Genomic DNA, 17,415 nt, shown 5'->3' on the forward strand with positions numbered 1-17,415 from the left:
CGGATCTACCCGCGCTGCGACCAGAAGACCGCCGTCCAGTTCCTCGACTACGTCCTGGAACGCCTACCGTTCCGCGTCGAGGTGATCCAGACCGACAACGGAGCAGAATTCCAGTCCACCTTCCACTGGAACGTCCTCGACAAGGGCATCGCCCACACCTACATCAAACCCGCATCACCACACCTCAACGGCAAGGTCGAACGCTCCCACCGCATCGACGCCGAAGAGTTCTACCGCATGCTCGACGGCGTCGTCATCGACGACACCGGCGCCTTCAACGACAAGCTCCGCGAGTGGGAGGACTACTACAACTACCATCGCCCCCACGGCGCCCTCGGCGGCCAGACGCCCTACGAACGCCTCAAGCAGAAGACCCAGACCCAGGTGTAAGCAAGCTCCGGCAGATGCACATCTAGTTCATGGAAGACGGTCCCTTCGGCCATCGGCCGGGCAACGCTGGACCCTCCCAGAAGCCGGCTCGCTGCCTGCCGCCCGCGAGGCCCCTCGGCAATGTGGAACTCGCGAGCGGCGGCCTCGCGAGCCGGAGGCGCGGTACGAAACAGACCCCGGCCGGCGGCACACGGGTTGCTTCGGCCCTGAGAGCGGAAGCGTGTACGGACCCGGCTGCCGACGTTGCTGCAAGCGCCGGCCGAGGCAGCAGGACTGAACGCCCGGGACGCGAACGTCTATTCCGTGATCCGCAGAACCCATCAGCACTCGGCCAGTGCGCGACGCGCTGGCGCAGAGTAGAGGATCTCCCCCGGGCGGGGTCACCATGGAACCGGACGACAGGAGTGCGCGAAGGAGAGCCGCCGGGCGATCTTCCAGAAGCGCGCCGGCGGGGCGGAGCGGGCCGAGGCGGACATGCGGTCGGTCGGTCTGGAGCCGCTGGAGCCTTACCGAAACAGCCAGACACCGTGGCGCTGCCGCTGCACCACGTGCAGGGCCGTCGGCGCACTTCGGCTATCCGCGGCCCGGAACCTGATCAAGGAGAAGACCGCATCGGGCTGCGCCACGTGCACTCGAAGAGCCCGCGGTCGGCGGCAGCGCGAGGCCAACGCCGGGCGGTTCAATCCGCCCCCCACATCGCATCAGCGATCACCAGCCGAACAGACACATCCGATCAGCCGATCAGCCCGTCAAAGAGACACGCTCCAACCCGTTCGGTCCCGATCGCCCCCCAATTACTCCCACCGCAGTCGAAACACGACCCGATCCGGGCACCGCCACACCAAGATCCGGACCATTTACGGACCAACCTCCACCGTAGGGTCACGCCAACTACCGTTCTACCTGGTCAACATGGGTGCCACTGCTGCACCACCAGCACTCGAAGAACCTTCTCGTCAGCTACTCGCCGAAGAAGCTCGGGTTCTTCCAGGAGCATGAAAGAGGGGCGCCTGATTGCGGGCGAAGGTGTGCTCGACGCGTGCCCGCACCTGTTCATGGGACTTGTTGTGAGCCTGCTTCCAGTCGGGCAGCTTCCTTGCCCTTGCGGTGGCGGTGCGGGATGACCAACCCGTCCAGACAGCCGCCGTCGGCGATGGTCATCTCGATCACAGCGGTTCAACGGTGTTCGTGCCGTCGCGCGTGCGGTTCGTGGCTCGTGCCCGGTGCGTCGGCGAAGCGGTCGGGGGCGCTGTCGTAGGCGGCGGCGCAGTCGGCGGAGCAGAAAGAGAGGGTGCTTCCGTCCGGGCGTTCGCGGCGTTCGGGCGCGGTTGCGGGATCGACGTGCATGCCGCACACCGGGTCGATGGCCGTCTCCCGCTGCTCGTCCCCGTCTTCGTCCGGTGCTGCCCGGTCGGCGCCCGACTCGACGTCCGGTCGGACGCGCGCCGCCTCGACCTCTTCCGGGAGTGGCGTGGGGCGCCAACGGCGGAGCCGGGACGCGTTGGTGACGACGGACAGGGAGGACAGGGCCATGGCTGCGGCGGCGATGATCGGGCTGAGGCGGATGCCCCAGAGTGGGTAGAGAGCGCCGGCGGCGAGGGGGATGCCGACGGCGTTGTAGACGAGGGCGAAGAACAGGTTCTGCTTGATGTTGCGCATGGTGGCGCGGGACAGGCGGATGGCGGTGACGACTCCGGCGAGGGAGCCGGAGACGAGGGTGATGTCGGCGGACTCGATGGCGACGTCGGTGCCGGTGCCGATCGCGAGGCCGACGTCGGCCTGGGCGAGTGCGGGGGCGTCGTTGATGCCGTCCCCGACCATGCCGACGGTCCGACCCTCGCTCTGAAGTCGGCGGATCTCGTCGGCCTTGTGCTCGGGTAGCACCTCGGCCAGGACGCGGGGGATGCCGACCTGGCCGGCGACGGCGGCGGCGGTGCGGGCGTTGTCGCCGGTGAGCATCACGGTGTCGGTGCCGAGGTGTCGTAGGGCGGCGACGGCCCGGGCGGAGTCGTCCTTGACGGTGTCGGCGACGGCCAGGGCGCCGGCGGCGTGTCCGTCGACCGCGATGAGCAAAGGCGTCCTGCCCTGCTCGGACAGCCGCTCGGCCCGCTGGGCCAGATCGGCGGCGTCGATGCCGGCGTCCGCGAGGAGCCGGGCCGTGCCCACGAGCACGGTGCGACCGTCCACGGTGGCCCGTACGCCCTTGCCGGTGACGGAGTCGAACGCCGAGGCACCGGGGACGGTCAGGCCGCGGTCACGGGCGCCCTCGACGACCGCCCGGGCGAGCGGGTGCTCGCTGTCGCTCTCGGCCCCGGAGGCGAGCACGAGCAGCTCGTCCTCGGTGAAGCCGCCGACCGGCTCCACATCGGTGAGGACCGGCCTGCCCTCGGTGACGGTGCCCGTCTTGTCCAGGACGATCGTGTCGAGCTTGTGCGCGGTCTCCAGGGCCTCGGCCGAGCGGATGAGGATGCCGGCCCGCGCCCCCTTGCCGGTGCCGACCATCACCGAGAGCGGGGTGGCCAGGCCGAGGGCGCAGGGACAGGCGATGATCAGCACGGCGACGGCCGAGACCAGGGCCAGCGTGAGGGCAGGCGCCGGGCCGACCGCGTACCAGAGGGCGAAGGTCCCGATCGCGACGGCGATCACGGCGGGGACGAAGTAGGCGGAGATCGCGTCGGCGAGGCGCTGGATGGGCGCCTTGGACGCCTGTGCCTGCTGCACGAGACGGACGATCTGGGCGAGCATCGTGTCGGCGCCGACCTTGGCCGCGCGGACCCTCAGCGAGCCGGTGGTGTTGACGGTGGCGCCGATGACGCCGTCGCCCGCCTGTTTGGTGACGGGCATGGGCTCGCCGGTCACCATCGACTCGTCCACGGCGGACGAGCCGGAGAGGACCTCGGCGTCGACGGGGATCTTCTCGCCTGGCCGGATGGCGATCTCGTCCCCGACGACGACCTCCTCCACCGGGATCTCGGTCTCGGCCCCGTCGCGTACGACCCGTGCGGTACGGGCCTGCAGACCGATCAGGGAGCGGATGGCCTCGCCTGTGCCGGCCTTCGCCCGGGCCTCCAGGAGCCGTCCGAGGAGGATGAGGGTGAGGATCACCCCGACGGCCTCGAAGTAGACCTCCCGCACGTCCTCGGGAAGCAGGCCGGGGGCGAGGGTGACGAGCAGGCTGTAGCCGTATGCGGCCGAAGTGCCCAGCGTGATGAGCGAGTTCATGTCCGCGCCACGATGGCGAAGCGCCGCCCAGCCGATGGAGTGGATCGGCCATCCCGTGTAGAACATCACCGGAGTGATCAGCGCCAGCTGGACCCAGTGGTTCAGCATCCAGCCCGGCACCCATTCCGCTCCGAACAGCTCATGGGCCATCACGGCGAACAACACCGGTGCGGTGAGCACGGCTCCCACGGCTACCCGACGGGTCAGATCCTTGATCTCCGCCTGCCGCTCGGCGATGTCGGCTGCCTCCGCCTCCTCGGCCGACGCTTCCCCTGTCTTCTCCGTTGCCTCCCGCGTCGTCCCCCGCGCTTCGACGGTCTCACTCAGGGGTCCATCGTCGGCCGGTTCGACGACCAGGGTGCCGTGGATCATGTTCATGCCGCAGGCGAAGCCGAAGGAGCCCGGCCGGTCGGGGTTCAGTCGTACGGTCGTCCGGGTGTGGGCCGGCAGCCCGGCACCGACCCTGAGGTCGGGGAACACGACCCGCGAGGTGCACTCACCGGCCTCCTGCCGATCGAAGACCACCTCCACCGGCGTCCCCTGGCGCACCTTGATCAGATTCGGACTGTAGCCGCCCCGCACCGTCACCTCGACCCGCTGCACCCCGCCGTCAAGACGGGCGACACCCGCCTTGCGCGGGCCGAAGAAGTACCAGCCCAGTGCCGCGATCAGCCCGACAGCCACCACGATCACCACGACATCCGCGACGCCCATGGCCTCGCCTCCTCGCACGCGCCTGCCCTTCCAGCCTCCCGCGCGGCATCCGCTCCGGCCACCGTGGCAGGGCAAGGCCTCATCGGCCCCCTGGGCGGGACCGTTCGGCCCCTTCGCTGTGGGACCGACCGCGAGACGATGGGAGGGAAGAGGGAGGCCCATGATGAAGCAGAACCAATGGGGCCTTTACGCCATCGCCGTCGCGATCGCCGTCGTCGGGTCCCTCGCCCTCGGTGTGCCCGTCGGCACTCTCGCGATACTCGGCGTCGCGCTGGCGTGCCCGCTGATGATGTTCTTCATGATGCGCGGCATGCGCGGTCAGGACACGCACGGAGGCAACGACGACCGACGCGACGCTCACGAGCAAAGTCACGACCGCGACGATTCCCCGCGTCCCTGACGGCCCGGTCGAGCCGGGGCGAATCCCGTGATCGCTGTGGTCGCCGCCGTCGTCGCGGGGCTGATCGCCGCGGGCGTCTTCTATGAGATCGCCCGCCTGATCACCCCGGACGAGCCGCGCTGCCCGCCGCTCGTCCGCGCGGCCGGACGCCGGGCCGCACTGGACGCCGCCGAGCGGTGGGTGGCAGGGCTGCGTATCCGCGGCCGCATCGACAGCGCCGCGTACCAACGCCGCATGGCCGCCATCGCTCACGGCCGCCGCACGCCGGACCGCCGGTCTCGTGCACGCGTCCCCCGCTGGCGGAGCTCTGGAGGTGATCGGCTGTGACGGTACTGACCTGGCTCCTGCTCGTCGTCGGGATCCTCGCGGTGGCAACCTGCGCTGTCCGCGTTCATCGGCGCCACGGTCCCACGCGCGAGGTGGCCGTCGTCCTCCTGGTCACAGGTCTGCTGCCCCTCCCGGCGCTCCTGGCCGACGAAGCCTCCGCCGCCGCCTGGGGGCTGTGGGGCGCCGTCGTCATCGCAGCCTCACTGACCTGGGCCGTCGCCGACACCCTCCGCGACATCCCGGCCCCGCCACCGACGAGATCCCGGAGGACATGGTGACCTTCGAACGGACCGAGTCCCGGACGCGGGCCCCGGGCGCGACTCCGACCGAGCACTCCTCACACGAGCGCCATCTTCACGTCGTACGGGCGCGGGCCACCCCGGCGGCCATCACCCATGCTGCGGGCAGCGCCGACCCCGAGGTGCTGCTCCTTGACAAGCCCTCCGCCCGCTGTGACGTCGCCGCCACCTGAGCGCCGCCGCGCTCACGCCGCGGCTCGACCCATCCGGCCCGCCCCGGAGGCAGATCATGAAGACCACCCTCCGCACCGCCCGTCGCGGCACCGCGCTCACCGCCGCCGCGGCCGCACTGGTCGCCGGAATCGCCCTGACCGGCTGCGGCGACGACAACTCCGGCTCGCCGGCCATCAGCTCCCCCACCGCCACAACCGGGCCGTCGAGCGTCCAGCCCGGGTCCCACAGCCAGGCCGACATCGTCTTCGCCCAGCAGATGATCCCCCATCACCGCCAAGCCATCGTCATGTCCCAGATGGCCGAGAGCCACGCCGCCGACCGGAGCGTCAAGGAACTCGCCGACGAGATCGAGAAGGCCCAGGAACCGGAGATCCGCACGATGACGGGCTGGCTGCAGGCATGGGGCGAGCAGGTCCCCGAAGGTATGTACGGCATGCACGACACGGAGGGAACGGACAGCGTGGACGACAGCGCCATGATGCACGGCATGATGGGCAGACTGCAGACGACGGACCTCGACCATGCCTCCGGCCGGGCCTTCGACACCATGTTCCTGACCATGATGATCGAACATCATGAGGGCGCCGTCACCATGGCGAAGGCAGAGAAGCAGAACGGCACGTACGGGCCCGCCAGGGACCTCGCCGACCAGATCATCAAGACCCAGACCGCCGAGATCGTCCTCATGCGCGACATGCTCCACGGCTCCTGATCCGTGCCCGCCTCAGGACGGCAGGACCGGGCGCCCGCCGCGTGCACGACGAGCGCGCGGGGGAAGGGGATTCCGCTCGTCGCCTCCAGGGCAGCGCCCGGTCCTTGCCGTTCGGACGTGGATTCCCGTTGTCGCCGGGACCCGCGCCACGAGAAGGATCCTCACCTGCGTGTACGGGACGAGCCAAGCAGGGGCGCCCTGCGTGAACACACGCTGGCATGATCGCGCCAAGGTCACGATGCGGGCGATGATGCCCGTGCTCCGGTGCCACCGCTTCGATGGGTTGGACCTGAGGCAGCAGTCCGGCCACGGTCACCGCGACGAGCCGGTGTACCGCCGCCTTCGAGGGGAGCCCGGCGGCGGCCCCCAGGGCATGCAGGCAGTACGCAGCAAGCTCACCGGGGGCGACGTCCTCCCGGAGCGCGCCGCTCTTCGCTCCCTCGACCACCACTCCGGTGACGAGCTCCAGGAGCCGCCGGTGGGCGTGAGCGATTCCGGCGCCTGATGGAGGAGTGCGGCCACCTACCGCCAGCCCATCACCGCCGCCGCCAGCGGCTGCCAGGCCGCCATCGACACCGAGCGGTACCTCGCCGCACGGGGCCTCGCACTCCGGGCCCGTCGGCGTGACGGCATAACCCGCGAGGGTTCGACCTGGGTTCGTCCGCGCGCCGGTTCAGCGTGTGGACGGACCCACGGTCGCGTTCGGGACCGGCGTGCTGAAGATGCTGCAGATGCCGTCTTCCACACAGGTGGAAGGGTCGGTCTCGGCCGCCCGTCGGGCGAGCTCGCGCAGCTCGGTGCGGGTCTTGCGCAGCTCGGCCATGCGCCTGTCGATCTCGTCCAGGTGCTGGTCGATCAGTCCGGTGACATGGCCGCAGGGGGCTTCACCGCTGTCCCGGAGGGTGAGGACGCCTCGGATCTCGGCGAGGGTGAGACCGGCGTGCTGGGCATCGCGGATGAACGCCAGGCGAGTCGCGGCGCCGGGCGGATAGTCCCGATAGCCGCCGGACGTTCGTGGCGGTGCGGGCAGGAGGCCCGCCTGTTCGTAGTAGCGGATCGTCTTGGTCGTCACGCCGCCGGCCGCGGCGAGGTCTCCGATGCGCATGACTCCACCCTAGCCCTTGACCTTCCAGTGCACTGGAAGGTCTAGCGTCGTCCGCAGAAGCGACGAGCTGGGAGGACGCCACGATGCGGATCACTGTGCTGACGGTGCCGGACTGCCCCAACAGACCGGTCGTGCGAGAGCGGATCACGGCCGCTCTGGGCAGCCGGGCGGCCGACGTCGAACTGATGGAAATCACTGAGCAGGCCGACGCCGAGCGAACGGGCATGACCGGATCGCCGACCGTCCTCATCGACGGTATCGACCCCTTCGCGCAGGCCGGGGCTGCGCCGAGTGTGTCCTGCCGGATCTACCGGGACGCCGACGGCAAGACGGACGGGGCACCGAGCGTCGACGAGCTACGACGAGCCCTGGCGGCGGCCGGCCTGCCGGACGAGCCGTGCGACGACTGCTGTGCGGTGGACGCCCTGGACCTGGTCGGACGGGGCGGCCGGGGTCGCCTCGCTCCCGTCGCGTGCGGACTGCGAGCCGTCCATCAGGCCGTACTGCGGCACTTCGCCACCGTCGGCCGGGCACCGGAGTCGGCCGCACTGGAATCGGCCGCCGCGGCGGCGGGCCGGACAGCGGCCGAGGTACTCGCCGAGCTGGACCGGGAGGACTTCCTGACCCTGGACCAGGACGGTCGGATCCGGGCCGCGTACCCCTTCTCCGCCGTGCCCACTGCGCACCGGGTGACGATCGCCGGCGGGGTCCAGGTGTGGTCGATGTGCGCGATCGACGCCCTCGGCATCCCCACGATGCTCGGCCAGGACGCGGTGATCACCTCGTCCGACCCGGTCACCGGCGAGAGCGTGACGGTCACCAGTGAAGACGGGCGAACGACGTGGGAACCGATGACCGCGGTCGTGTTCGTGGGCCGGCGCAGCGCCTCCGGCCCCGCGGCCGAGGTCTGCTGCGACACGCTGAACTTCTTCACGAGCCGCGCCTCGGCCGGGACATGGGCCGTGCAGCACCCGGACGTGGCAGGACAGGTCGTCGACCAAACCCGCGCGGAGGAGATCGGCCGTCAGACCTTCGGCCCCCTCCTCGACGACGCATAGCCCGACGGCCCCTGTGCGGGCTCCCCTCGTACACCGGTCTCCGCCCGGTTCAGCCGCACGACCGCCGCACGGTCACACCCGTCGGTCTTGGTCGGGGTCTTCCTGAATGATGTGGCAGATCACTCCCGGTTCGCCCCGGCCCGCGGCCTGGTCGGCACGGTCACGGACGGACTGGAGCGTGTCACGAAGGGCGGTCAGGTCGGCGATGCGGCGGTCGATCTCGGTGAGGTGTTCGTCAAGGAGGCCGGTGACGAGGCCGCACGGCTGGTCGCCCTGGCGCTGGAGGTCGAGCACGCGCTTGATCTCCTTGAGGCTCAGGCCGAGGGCCTGTGCCTGCCGGATGAAGCGGAGGACGGGCAGGGCGTCCTCCGTGTACGTGCGGTAGCCGGCGGCGGTGCGGTCGGGCGGGTCGATGAGGCCGTGCTCCTCGTAGAGGCGTACGGCCTTGGGGCTGAGACCGGCCTGCTTGGCGACGCGGCCGACGGTCAGGGTGCTCATGCCGCCAGTGTGCGTTTGACCTTTCCCTAAGGGCAAGGTTTTACGGTCCCGAGCATGACGAGCAAGACGAGCACGGAGACGGTGGCGGCGGTCGCCGAGCGCACGACCGATCTGGCGATCACGGGCATGACCTGCGCTTCTTGCGCCAACCGCATCGAGCGCAAGCTGAACAAGCTGCCCGGCGTGAGCGCCTCCGTGAACTTCGCCACGGCCGGTGCCCGTGTCTCGCACACCGCCGAGGTGACATCTCAGGAGCTGATCGACGTGGTCCGGGCGACCGGCTACGGCGCCACCCTGCCCGCGCCACCCGTCGCGGAACGACCCGCCGGCGCACCGCCGGCGGAGGCGGACACCAAAACCGAGGAGGAACGTCACGTCCGCGCGCTTCGGCACCGGCTGATCATCTCGGCCGCCCTCACCGTGCCCGTCGTGGTGATGTCGATGGCGCCCACCGCGCAGTTCCGGTTCTGGCAGTGGCTGGCCTTCGCGCTCGCCTCGCCGGTCGCCTTGTGGGGCGCCTGGCCGTTCCACCGGGCCACCGCGCTCAATCTGCGGCATCGCGCGGTGACCATGGACACGCTCGTGTCGCTGGGTGTGCTGGCCGCCTGGGCGTGGAGCGTCTACGCCCTGTTCCTCGGCGGCGCCGGCGAGCCCGGCATGCACATGGCCTTCAGCTTCCTGCCGCGCTCCGGCACGCATGCGGGTGCGGCCGAGATCTACCTGGAGGTGGCGGCGGCGCTGACCACCTTCATCCTGGCCGGCCGATATTTCGAGGCCCGCGCCCGGCGCCATGCCGGTGACGCGATACGGGCGCTGCTCGACCTGGGCGCCAAGGACGTCACCGTGCTCCGGGACGGGCGCGAGATACGCGTCCCCATCGAACAGCTCGCGGTCGACGACGAGTTCGTCGTACGGCCCGGGGAGAAGATCGCCACCGACGGGGTGGTCGTCGAAGGAACCTCGGCGGTGGACGAGGCGCTGCTCACGGGCGAATCTCTGCCGGTCGAGGTCGGCCCGGGCGACGCCGTGACCGGTGCGACCCTGAACGCGGGCGGCCGGCTCGTCGTACGGGCCTCCCGCATCGGCTCGGACACCAAGCTGGCGCAGATCGCCCGGCTGGTGGAGGACGCGCAGACGGGGAAGGCGGCCGTCCAGCGGCTCGCCGACCGGATCTCGGCGATCTTCGTGCCGATCGTGATCCTGCTCGCGGTCGAGACCCTCTTCGCCTGGCTCGTCCTCGGTTATCCGGCCGCCGTGGCCCTCACCGCCGCCGTGGCCGTCCTGATCATCGCCTGTCCCTGTGCCCTGGGTCTGGCCACGCCGACGGCGCTCATGGTCGGTACGGGCCGGGGCGCCCAGCTCGGGCTGCTGATCCGCGGCCCGGAGGTGCTGGAGTCCACCCGTCGCATCGACACGATCGTCCTCGACAAGACCGGCACCGTCACCGAGGGCCGGATGCGCCTCGCCGACGTCGTCCTGGGTCAGGGCGAGAACCGCGCCGAGGTGCTGCACCTGGCCGGAGCCGTGGAGCACGCGAGCGAGCACCCGATCGCCCGGGCCATCGCCGACGCCGCCGACGACGAGACCGGCGACCTGGCATCCGTCACCGACTTCACCAACCACGCCGGGCGCGGTGTCACCGGCACGGTCGCCGGGCGGGAGGTCGTCGCGGGCCGCGCGAGCTGGCTCGCCGAGACCTGGGGCCTGGAGGTCCCGGCCGACCTCGTACGCGCCCAGCGGGAGGCCGAACAGGCCGGTCGTACGGTCGTGTTCACCGCCTGGGAGGGCACGGTACGGGCGGCCCTGGTCGTCGCCGACACCGTCAAGCCCACCAGCGCCGAAGCCGTCGCCCAGTTCCGCAAGCTCGGACTCACCCCCGTCCTCCTCACCGGCGACAACGAGGCCGCCGCCCGGCACGTCGCCGCCGAGGTCGGCATCGACACCGTCATCGCCGAGGTACACCCCGAGGACAAGGTCGCCGAGGTCAAGCGGCTCCAGGCGCAGGGCAAGGTCGTCGCCATGGTCGGCGACGGTGTCAACGACGCCGCCGCACTCGCCCAAGCCGACCTGGGGCTCGCCATGGGCACCGGCACCGATGCCGCCATCGCCGCCGCCGACCTCACCCTCGTCTCGGGCGACCTGCGCGGCGCAGCCGACGCGATCCGCCTCGCCCGCCGCACCCTCGCCACCATCAAGGGCAACCTCTTCTGGGCCTTCGCCTACAACGTCGCCGCCCTCCCGCTCGCCGCCCTCGGCCTGCTCAACCCCCTGATCGCCGGCGCCGCGATGGCCTCGTCGTCGGTCTTCGTCGTCACCAACAGCCTGCGCCTGCGCGGCTTCCAGCCCGCCCGGCGCACCGACACCCCCTGATCCACCCGGAAAGAGAAGAGAAAGCAGCTCATGGCAGCACAGCTCAAGCACCGCACCGCCCTCGCCGTCGCCGGCGCACTCGTGACCGTCGCCGTCACCTCCGTCGTCGCCACCGCCGCCGTCACCGGCGGCGGCGCGGACACCCCACCGGCCCCGAACGTGACGTCCACGCCGCCGGCCCAGCCGTCGACCATGCCGATGCCCGACGGCACCGGCCCGGCGGCTCCGACTCCGGCCCCGGCCCAGCCCCAGAGCCCGGCTCCTACCGCACCGCCGATCAGCGACGCGGAGATGCGGGCGCGCCTCGACGCCATGCGCATGGGAATGGAGGCCGGGATGAAGTCCGGGATGGACATGGGGATGCAGGAAGGCATGAAGATGGGCAAGCCTCAGCCCGCCGCCCCCGACGCGCAGAAGGGCATGGGCGGCATGGGGTCCGGATCAGGCATGGGCTCCGGATCCGGCACGGGGTCCGGCGGCATGAGCATGGGCATGGACGACATGGGCATGGACGGGATGTAGTCGTGGCCGAGCCCGATCGCACCGACTCCGACGAGCACGACCGGCTCACGGCCGTCCGTATCGTCGTCACCACGGCCTCGGTGGCCGGAGCCGCACTCCTCACCGCCGCGCTCGCCGCCGGAGCCGCCCCGTCCTCGGCGGCGCCGGCCCCCGCGGTCCCGGCGGCGGCCGTGGCCCAGGCGGCACCGGCCGCCGCCCCGGTGGCCCGTACGAGCGGAAGCGGCTGCCCCGCGACCACGACCTCGGCCGCCCCCGCTCCGGCCCCCGCTCCCGTACAGCCGCAGTCTCCCCCGATAGCACGCAGCAGTGGGAGCTGACCGTTCGGAGGCACGCTTCCGTGCCATGGGCAGCACCGCCCACGTGCTGGTGCACGGACACCCGGAGCTGCTCGGCTCGGCACGCGCCCGCCTGGCGGTTCTGGAGGCGCGGTGGTCCCGCTTCCGCCCCGACAGTGAGCTGAGCCGTCTCAACTCCGCCGGCGGGAAGTGGTGCGAGTGCTCTCCGGAGACGGTCGCCGTCGTCCGCCAGGCCGTACGGGCCTGGCGGACGACCGGCGGCCTGTTCGACCCGACCGTACTTCCCGCTCTCGAATCCGCCGGGTACGTAAGGGACTTCACCTCCCCCAGGCACTGCCTGCCGGATGGTCCCGCGGCCGGACCCGCGCCCGGCTGCGAGGGCATCGAGTTCGCCGCGGACCGCCTTCGCCTTCCACCCGGCGTACGGCTCGACCTCGGCGGCATCGGCAAGGGCTACGCGGCCGATCTCGTCGCCACGGAGCTGATCGCCGCCGGAGCGACCGGCGCCTGCGTGAACCTGGGCGGGGACGTCCGTACGGCCAGGGTCGCGCCGGACGGCGCCTGGGTGATCGCGGTGGAGGACGAGTCCGCGCCCGGTACCGACCTGGCCTGGCTCACCCTCGCCGAAGGCGCCGTCGCCACCTCCACCCGACTGCGCCGCCGTTGGCGAAGCCGTGCCGGCACGGAACTGCACCACCTCATCGACCCGGCCCGCGGCGCTCCGGCCACAGGTCCGGTCACGACGGTCACGGTCGCATCGGCCGAGACCCACTGGGCCGAGGCGCTCGCCAAGGCCGCACTCATCGCCGGACTGCCCGCAGGGCGCGCCCTGTTGGAGCGTCACGGGGTGGCCGGTCTGCTCGTGACGGAGGACGGGACCACGCACCATGCCGGTCCCTGGGAAAGGTATGTGACATGGACGCCCAGCTCTGGTGGCACCTCGCCCGCGCCGGCGGACTGATCTCCTGGTGGTTGCTGTCCGCCACCGTCGTGGGGGGACTCCTGCTCTCCAGCCGAGTGCTCGGCCCACGCCGCCACACACCCGCCCGCCTTCAGGACCTGCACCGCTTCCTGTCCGGCCTCGCGGCCGTGTTCGTCGCCCTCCATCTGTCGGCTCTGGTCGCCGACTCGTGGGTGGACATCGGGCCGGTGGAAATCCTTGTCCCGTTCACCTCCGCGTACCGGCCGGCGGCCGTCGCCTGGGGAGTCGTCGCGCTGCACCTCCTGGCCGCGATCGGACTCACCTCGGTGCTCAAGTCCCGTATCCCGTACGACTGGTGGCGTCGGATCCACGCGGGCGCGTTCGCGATGTACGTCCTGACCGCCGTGCACGCGTTCACCGCCGGCACCGACACCGGCATCGTTCGGGCGAGCGCCCTGCTCCTCGTCCCGGTCGTCGCGTTCCTCTCGCTCTACCGGGTGCTCGCCGGCCGCCGGGGCGCCGAGGACGAGATCCTCGTCGTACGCGGGCGGCGGACGGTTGCCGACGGCGTCGTACAACTGGAACTGGCCGCCCCCGACGGGGGCGCGCTGCCCGCCTGGGAGCCCGGCGCGCACCTCGACCTCGTACTGCCCTCCGGTCGCGTCCGCTCCTACTCCCTGTGCGGAGACCCGGCCGACCGCACCTCGTACCGCATCGCCGTCCTCCGCGTCCCCGGCGGGCGCGGCGGCTCGGCGGAGGTCCACGGACTGCGTACCGGGCAGCGGATCGCCATCCGCGGCCCCCGCAACGCCTTCCCGCTCTCGCCCTCGGGGCCGTATCTCTTCATCGCGGGCGGGATCGGCATCACTCCTCTCCTCCCGATGATCCGGGCCGTGGCGGAGACGGGAACGGAGTGGCGACTGCTGTACGGGGGACGATCGCGCGCGTCCATGGCGTATGCGGAGGAGGTCGCCGCCCTCGGCGGCGACCGTGTCCGGCTCGTTCCGCAGGACACAGACGGCCTGCCGGACCTGCACGCGGCACTGGCCGAGGTGCCACCCGGCACGGCGGTCCACTGCTGCGGCCCCGAGCCGCTCCTGATCGCCGTCGAAGAAGCCGTCGCCCTGCCCCGCTTCCAGGACCGTGGCCTGACGCTGCACCTCGAACGGTTCGCGGCACCGTCACGGGCGAGGACGGGCCATGCCTTCGAGGTCGAACTGCGGCGCAGCGGACGGGTGCTGCCGGTGCCGGCCGACCGGACCCTCCTCGACGTGCTGCGCGAGGAGGACCCGCGGGTACGTGCCTCGTGCGAGCAGGGTTTCTGCGGCGCCTGTGAACTGCGGGTCCTCGGCGGCAGTCCCGACCACCGCGACACGGTGCTCACGACCGGTGCGGACCGAGCCCGTCGGGACGTCATCTACCCGTGCGTCTCGCGCGCCGACGAGGGGACCCGGCTCGTCCTCGACCTGTGAAGTGGGGTGCGTGGGCGGCGCGGCCTGACCGCCGCCGCCCACGCACCCCTCAGCACGTCAGCACATCACTCCGCGACGCGTGCCGAGTACTCCCCCGCTGCCTCGACAGCGGCCACGAGCACGCCCGGGGCTACGTGCGCGCCCTCTTCCAGGCGGACGACGCTGCGTCCGGTCCGTACGTCCGTCGTGGCGGAGCGGACCCCGTCGACGTCCTCCAGCTCGTCGTCGATGAGCAGCCCGCAGCTCGCGCAGTGCATGCCCTCGACGAGGAGCGTGATGGCCGGACCGTTCTCCGTCTCGGCCTTGTTCTTCCGGTTGAACAGCTTCATGTCGTTGATCCCTGGGTTCTTCAGACGAATTCGATGGCGCCGGTCTTCATGCCCATGGCGCAGGAGAAGCGGAGCGTGCCGGCCTTCCGCGTGCCGAGGTCGATCTCGGTGTCGCCGTCCCGCTCGACGATCTCCTGGACGCCGAGTTCGGGGATGGTGAACGCCCGGGCGCAGCCCCCGGAGTCCCGGCCGTGCAGGACGAGCGTGGTGGGCACGCCCGCCTTGGCCGTGATGGCGGTGGGCGCGTAGACGTCGGTCACGGTGATGGAGACGATCTGCTTGCCGGTGGCGGCGTCGGTGCGTACGGGCGCCGGATCGTTGCCCGTACCACCCTTGCCCGTGCCGCTGCCCTCGCCGCCTTCGACGATGAACGGGCCGCTCGCGGTGGCCGCCCCCTTGTCCGGGGTGCTGAACGAGACCCAGCCGCCGGCCTGGAGTGCGGAGCCCATGGTCCAGACCGCGACAGCGAGGACGACGACGGCCGTGAGCCCGGCCAGCTTCCCGGACAGGGCCTGGCTGCTGCGGCGGAACACGAACCCCAGGACGGCGAACAGCGGGGCCGTACCGATGACGAATCCCGCCATCACCGCCGCGCCCGCGACGGCGGAGCCGGACGTGATGGCGAGCAGCTCCATCGACAGGGTGACCCCGCAGGGCACGAGGACGGTCGCGAAGCCGATGAGGGCCGGCGTCAGAGCGGATTCCGTCCTGCCGCTGCGCCGCAGCAGGCGGCCGAAGGACGCGGGCGGGCGGGGCACGAGCCGTCCGACGGCCTTCACCCCGAACAGGTCGAGGGCGAAGAGCACCATCAGCACACCGGCCGCGAGCAGCAGCACGGCCTGGGTGCGGGGGCTGGGCTGAAGCGCCTTGCCGAAGACTCCGAGCAGGGCGCCGAGGAGGGTGTGGGAGAGGAGCTTCCCGGCGAGGAAGGCCCCGACGGGGGCGAGCGGAGTGTCTTCCGCGGTGGTGGAGGTACGGCGGCGGGTGACGGCCCCGGCCAGCAGACCTCCCTGGACGGCGGCGCACGAGGCACCACCGGCGAGCAGACCGGTGCCGGCACCGGTCACGAGCAAAGCGATGGACGACGACATGGCGTCGTGACTCCTGTTCTGCGACGACGGCGGCCCACGGCACAGCGGGTGCGGGCACGCCGAAGCGGACGTGATGAGCGCGGAGCCCCACGAGGCGGCGTCGAAGCTCAGCCTCGCGGGCGGCGCGCCGTCACGTCCGCGACACGCACAACCGGTGCAGATCAGGAGGTGCCACCGCCACGGGCGGGGCATGGGGCCACGCGCTGCCCGGGTGTACGGCGGAGGTCACGACGAAGGGCGAGGCCACCGGTGCGGCCGCCGAAGGGCCGTCCTGCGCGGGCGTCCCCTTCGGCGCGACACACTGTTCGTCGACCACGGGGCAGTCGGGCGCCTTGGCCGGAGCGTCGGCCACGGGGCCGTCGTCCGACGTGCCGTGCGGGGCCACGGCGTGCGTGGTCGCATTCATCGGCGCACCCATGGCCATCGGCATGGAGCCGGGCATAGGCATCGCGGCGGCCATCGCCGGCCGCGCCAGCCCCGACAGGCACGCGAAGAGCGCACACACCAGCAGCACCCCGGACCAGGTCCGGAGCGGCAAGGGCGGGCGACTCGACATGCGCGCCATGCTAGGCCATCACTCCGGCGATTCCGCACGCCTTGACCTTGCCCCAGGGGCAAGGTTCTACAGTGCCGTCCTCCCCTGATGACAGTTCAGGATTCGCTGAACCCCTAGAGGGATCAGCCATCATCGCAGCCGCAGGAGTCGCCGCAGCACGGTCAGCCTCCACTGCTCCTTCTGCTTCCTCGTCTCCCGCCCCCACCTCCTCCCTCTCCCGCACCGCCGTTGCCTCGGGAGAACGCGCGGCCACCAGCCTCAAGGCCATCGGCATCGGCTTCGCCCTCGGGCTCGTCGGCATGGTCGCCGCGATGGTCGTCACCGTCCGCCGCCACAGGAGGAGCACGGACGATGCCGGCCGGTGACCCCGTGGACGCCGGTGCGGTACGGCTGACGCGCTGGACCTGGGCCGTCGCACCGGCCGTCGCCGCGCCCGCGGCAGCGGCCGTGGCCGGGCCGACGGCGGGGGCAGGCTCTGCCGGAACCGGCCACGGACGCCCGCGTGGTCCGCGACAGCAGCCACCGTCTCACTGAGCCCGCCCAGAGCCGGGGCACCGTCGTCGAGTTCCTGGACTTCGAGTGCGAGGGCTGCGGCGCCTTCCACCCGGTCATGGACCGGCTGAAGAAGGAGTACGGCGACCGCATCACCTTCGTCGCCCGCTACTTCGCGATGCCCGGCCACCGCAACAGCGGATCCGCCGCCCGCGCCGCGGAGGCCGCCGCCCAGCAGGACCGCTTCCGGGACATGCACGACAGGCTGTTCACCACACAGCACGAATGGGGAGAGGCCCAGGACCCCAAGGACGCCGTCTTCCGCGAGTACAGCCGCGAACTCGGCCTTGCCCCTCGCCCGCGTCCCCCCGGCCGCGCTCGCCACCACCTTCGTCACCTCACTGGTCGGCGCTACCGTCTTCGCGCTCCTCTCCCCTTGGTGCCCTGTACTCGGCACAGGTGCTGA

At 71.6% G+C, this 17,415-nt stretch carries 20 protein-coding genes and 2 pseudogenes; 15 read left to right on the plus strand and 7 right to left on the minus strand.

What is annotated here, in order from left to right; translation table 11 throughout:
• A partial coding sequence (locus tag AC07AW_RS17065) for an integrase core domain-containing protein (RefSeq protein WP_478816275.1) occupies window positions 1-390 on the plus strand: 390 nt, incomplete at its 5' end.
• Window positions 391-1,406: 1,016 nt separating this feature from the next.
• Here the strand turns inward: AC07AW_RS17065 and AC07AW_RS17070 are convergent.
• Together AC07AW_RS17070 and AC07AW_RS17075 are read right to left on the minus strand one after the other, a co-directional pair.
• A pseudogene (locus tag AC07AW_RS17070) lies at window positions 1,407-1,551 on the minus strand (IS5/IS1182 family transposase); the annotation flags it as partial.
• Between the two features lie 15 nt (window positions 1,552-1,566).
• Window positions 1,567-4,326 carry a heavy metal translocating P-type ATPase gene (locus AC07AW_RS17075; RefSeq protein WP_478816276.1) on the minus strand — a complete coding sequence of 920 codons (2,760 nt, stop codon included), beginning with the start codon at window positions 4,324-4,326 and terminating at the stop codon, window positions 1,567-1,569.
• Window positions 4,327-4,486: 160 nt separating this feature from the next.
• On the opposite strand from AC07AW_RS17075, the gene AC07AW_RS17080 reads away from it, so the two are divergent.
• From AC07AW_RS17080 to AC07AW_RS17105, 6 genes are all read left to right on the plus strand, one after another.
• On the plus strand, window positions 4,487-4,726 hold the full coding sequence (locus tag AC07AW_RS17080; RefSeq protein ID WP_478816277.1) for a DUF2933 domain-containing protein: 240 nt from the start codon (window positions 4,487-4,489) through the stop codon (window positions 4,724-4,726).
• 27 nt (window positions 4,727-4,753) lie between these two features.
• Window positions 4,754-5,053 carry a hypothetical protein gene (locus tag AC07AW_RS17085; RefSeq protein WP_478816278.1) on the plus strand — a complete coding sequence of 100 codons (300 nt, stop codon included), beginning with the start codon at window positions 4,754-4,756 and terminating at the stop codon, window positions 5,051-5,053.
• Entirely contained in the window at window positions 5,050-5,331 is a 282-nt protein-coding gene (locus AC07AW_RS17090) for a hypothetical protein (protein ID WP_478816279.1), read from the plus strand. The genes AC07AW_RS17085 and AC07AW_RS17090 overlap by 4 nt, the downstream gene beginning before the upstream one ends.
• Window positions 5,325-5,525 carry a hypothetical protein gene (locus tag AC07AW_RS17095; RefSeq protein ID WP_478816280.1) on the plus strand — a complete coding sequence of 67 codons (201 nt, stop codon included), beginning with the start codon at window positions 5,325-5,327 and terminating at the stop codon, window positions 5,523-5,525. The genes AC07AW_RS17090 and AC07AW_RS17095 overlap by 7 nt, the downstream gene beginning before the upstream one ends.
• A gap of 56 nt (window positions 5,526-5,581) precedes the next feature.
• On the plus strand, window positions 5,582-6,238 hold the full coding sequence (locus tag AC07AW_RS17100; protein WP_478816281.1) for a DUF305 domain-containing protein: 657 nt from the start codon (window positions 5,582-5,584) through the stop codon (window positions 6,236-6,238).
• Window positions 6,239-6,440: 202 nt separating this feature from the next.
• Window positions 6,441-6,743, plus strand: a complete 303-nt coding sequence (locus AC07AW_RS17105) for a hypothetical protein (protein WP_478816282.1) — start codon at window positions 6,441-6,443, stop codon at window positions 6,741-6,743.
• A gap of 168 nt (window positions 6,744-6,911) precedes the next feature.
• Here AC07AW_RS17105 and AC07AW_RS17110 read toward each other — a convergent pair whose 3' ends face one another.
• Window positions 6,912-7,343 carry a heavy metal-responsive transcriptional regulator gene (locus AC07AW_RS17110; RefSeq protein WP_478816283.1) on the minus strand — a complete coding sequence of 144 codons (432 nt, stop codon included), beginning with the start codon at window positions 7,341-7,343 and terminating at the stop codon, window positions 6,912-6,914.
• An 83-nt stretch (window positions 7,344-7,426) separates the two neighbouring features.
• Between AC07AW_RS17110 and AC07AW_RS17115 the strand changes: the two genes are divergently transcribed.
• The gene (locus tag AC07AW_RS17115) at window positions 7,427-8,401 is read left to right on the plus strand and encodes an alkylmercury lyase family protein (RefSeq protein WP_478816284.1); all 975 of its coding nucleotides are present in this window, start codon (window positions 7,427-7,429) and stop codon (window positions 8,399-8,401) included.
• Between the two features lie 72 nt (window positions 8,402-8,473).
• On the opposite strand, the gene AC07AW_RS17120 is transcribed toward AC07AW_RS17115, so the two are convergent.
• Window positions 8,474-8,899, minus strand: a complete 426-nt coding sequence (locus AC07AW_RS17120; protein WP_478816285.1) for a heavy metal-responsive transcriptional regulator — start codon at window positions 8,897-8,899, stop codon at window positions 8,474-8,476.
• Between the two features lie 54 nt (window positions 8,900-8,953).
• On the opposite strand from AC07AW_RS17120, the gene AC07AW_RS17125 reads away from it, so the two are divergent.
• The 6 genes and pseudogenes from AC07AW_RS17125 (at window position 8,954) to AC07AW_RS17150 (ending at window position 14,481) form a co-directional block, all read left to right on the plus strand.
• Window positions 8,954-11,269 carry a heavy metal translocating P-type ATPase gene (locus AC07AW_RS17125; protein WP_478816286.1) on the plus strand — a complete coding sequence of 772 codons (2,316 nt, stop codon included), beginning with the start codon at window positions 8,954-8,956 and terminating at the stop codon, window positions 11,267-11,269.
• 30 nt (window positions 11,270-11,299) lie between these two features.
• The gene (locus AC07AW_RS17130) at window positions 11,300-11,791 is read left to right on the plus strand and encodes a hypothetical protein (RefSeq protein ID WP_478816287.1); all 492 of its coding nucleotides are present in this window, start codon (window positions 11,300-11,302) and stop codon (window positions 11,789-11,791) included.
• Window positions 11,792-11,793: 2 nt separating this feature from the next.
• Entirely contained in the window at window positions 11,794-12,108 is a 315-nt protein-coding gene (locus AC07AW_RS17135) for a hypothetical protein (protein ID WP_478816288.1), read from the plus strand.
• A 25-nt stretch (window positions 12,109-12,133) separates the two neighbouring features.
• Window positions 12,134-13,048, plus strand: a complete 915-nt coding sequence (locus AC07AW_RS17140; RefSeq protein WP_478816289.1) for an FAD:protein FMN transferase — start codon at window positions 12,134-12,136, stop codon at window positions 13,046-13,048.
• A pseudogene (locus AC07AW_RS17145) lies at window positions 13,003-13,350 on the plus strand (hypothetical protein); the annotation flags it as partial. The gene AC07AW_RS17140 and the pseudogene AC07AW_RS17145, both read left to right, overlap by 46 nt.
• 45 nt (window positions 13,351-13,395) lie before the next feature.
• Entirely contained in the window at window positions 13,396-14,481 is a 1,086-nt protein-coding gene (locus tag AC07AW_RS17150; RefSeq protein ID WP_478816886.1) for a PDR/VanB family oxidoreductase, read from the plus strand.
• A gap of 65 nt (window positions 14,482-14,546) precedes the next feature.
• Here AC07AW_RS17150 and AC07AW_RS17155 read toward each other — a convergent pair whose 3' ends face one another.
• The 3 genes from AC07AW_RS17155 to AC07AW_RS17165 form a co-directional block, all read right to left on the minus strand.
• Window positions 14,547-14,810, minus strand: coding sequence for a cation transporter (locus AC07AW_RS17155; RefSeq protein ID WP_478816290.1), 264 nt, complete (start codon window positions 14,808-14,810; stop codon window positions 14,547-14,549).
• 20 nt (window positions 14,811-14,830) lie between these two features.
• Complete coding sequence (locus AC07AW_RS17160) at window positions 14,831-15,901, minus strand: sulfite exporter TauE/SafE family protein (protein ID WP_478816291.1); 1,071 nt, start codon at window positions 15,899-15,901, stop codon at window positions 14,831-14,833.
• A gap of 130 nt (window positions 15,902-16,031) precedes the next feature.
• Window positions 16,032-16,457 carry a hypothetical protein gene (locus AC07AW_RS17165; protein WP_478816292.1) on the minus strand — a complete coding sequence of 142 codons (426 nt, stop codon included), beginning with the start codon at window positions 16,455-16,457 and terminating at the stop codon, window positions 16,032-16,034.
• A 502-nt stretch (window positions 16,458-16,959) separates the two neighbouring features.
• On the opposite strand from AC07AW_RS17165, the gene AC07AW_RS17170 reads away from it, so the two are divergent.
• The gene (locus AC07AW_RS17170; RefSeq protein WP_478816293.1) at window positions 16,960-17,415 is read left to right on the plus strand and encodes a DsbA family protein; all 456 of its coding nucleotides are present in this window, start codon (window positions 16,960-16,962) and stop codon (window positions 17,413-17,415) included.

The organism is Streptomyces sp. NPDC044003 (genome assembly GCF_056435185.1).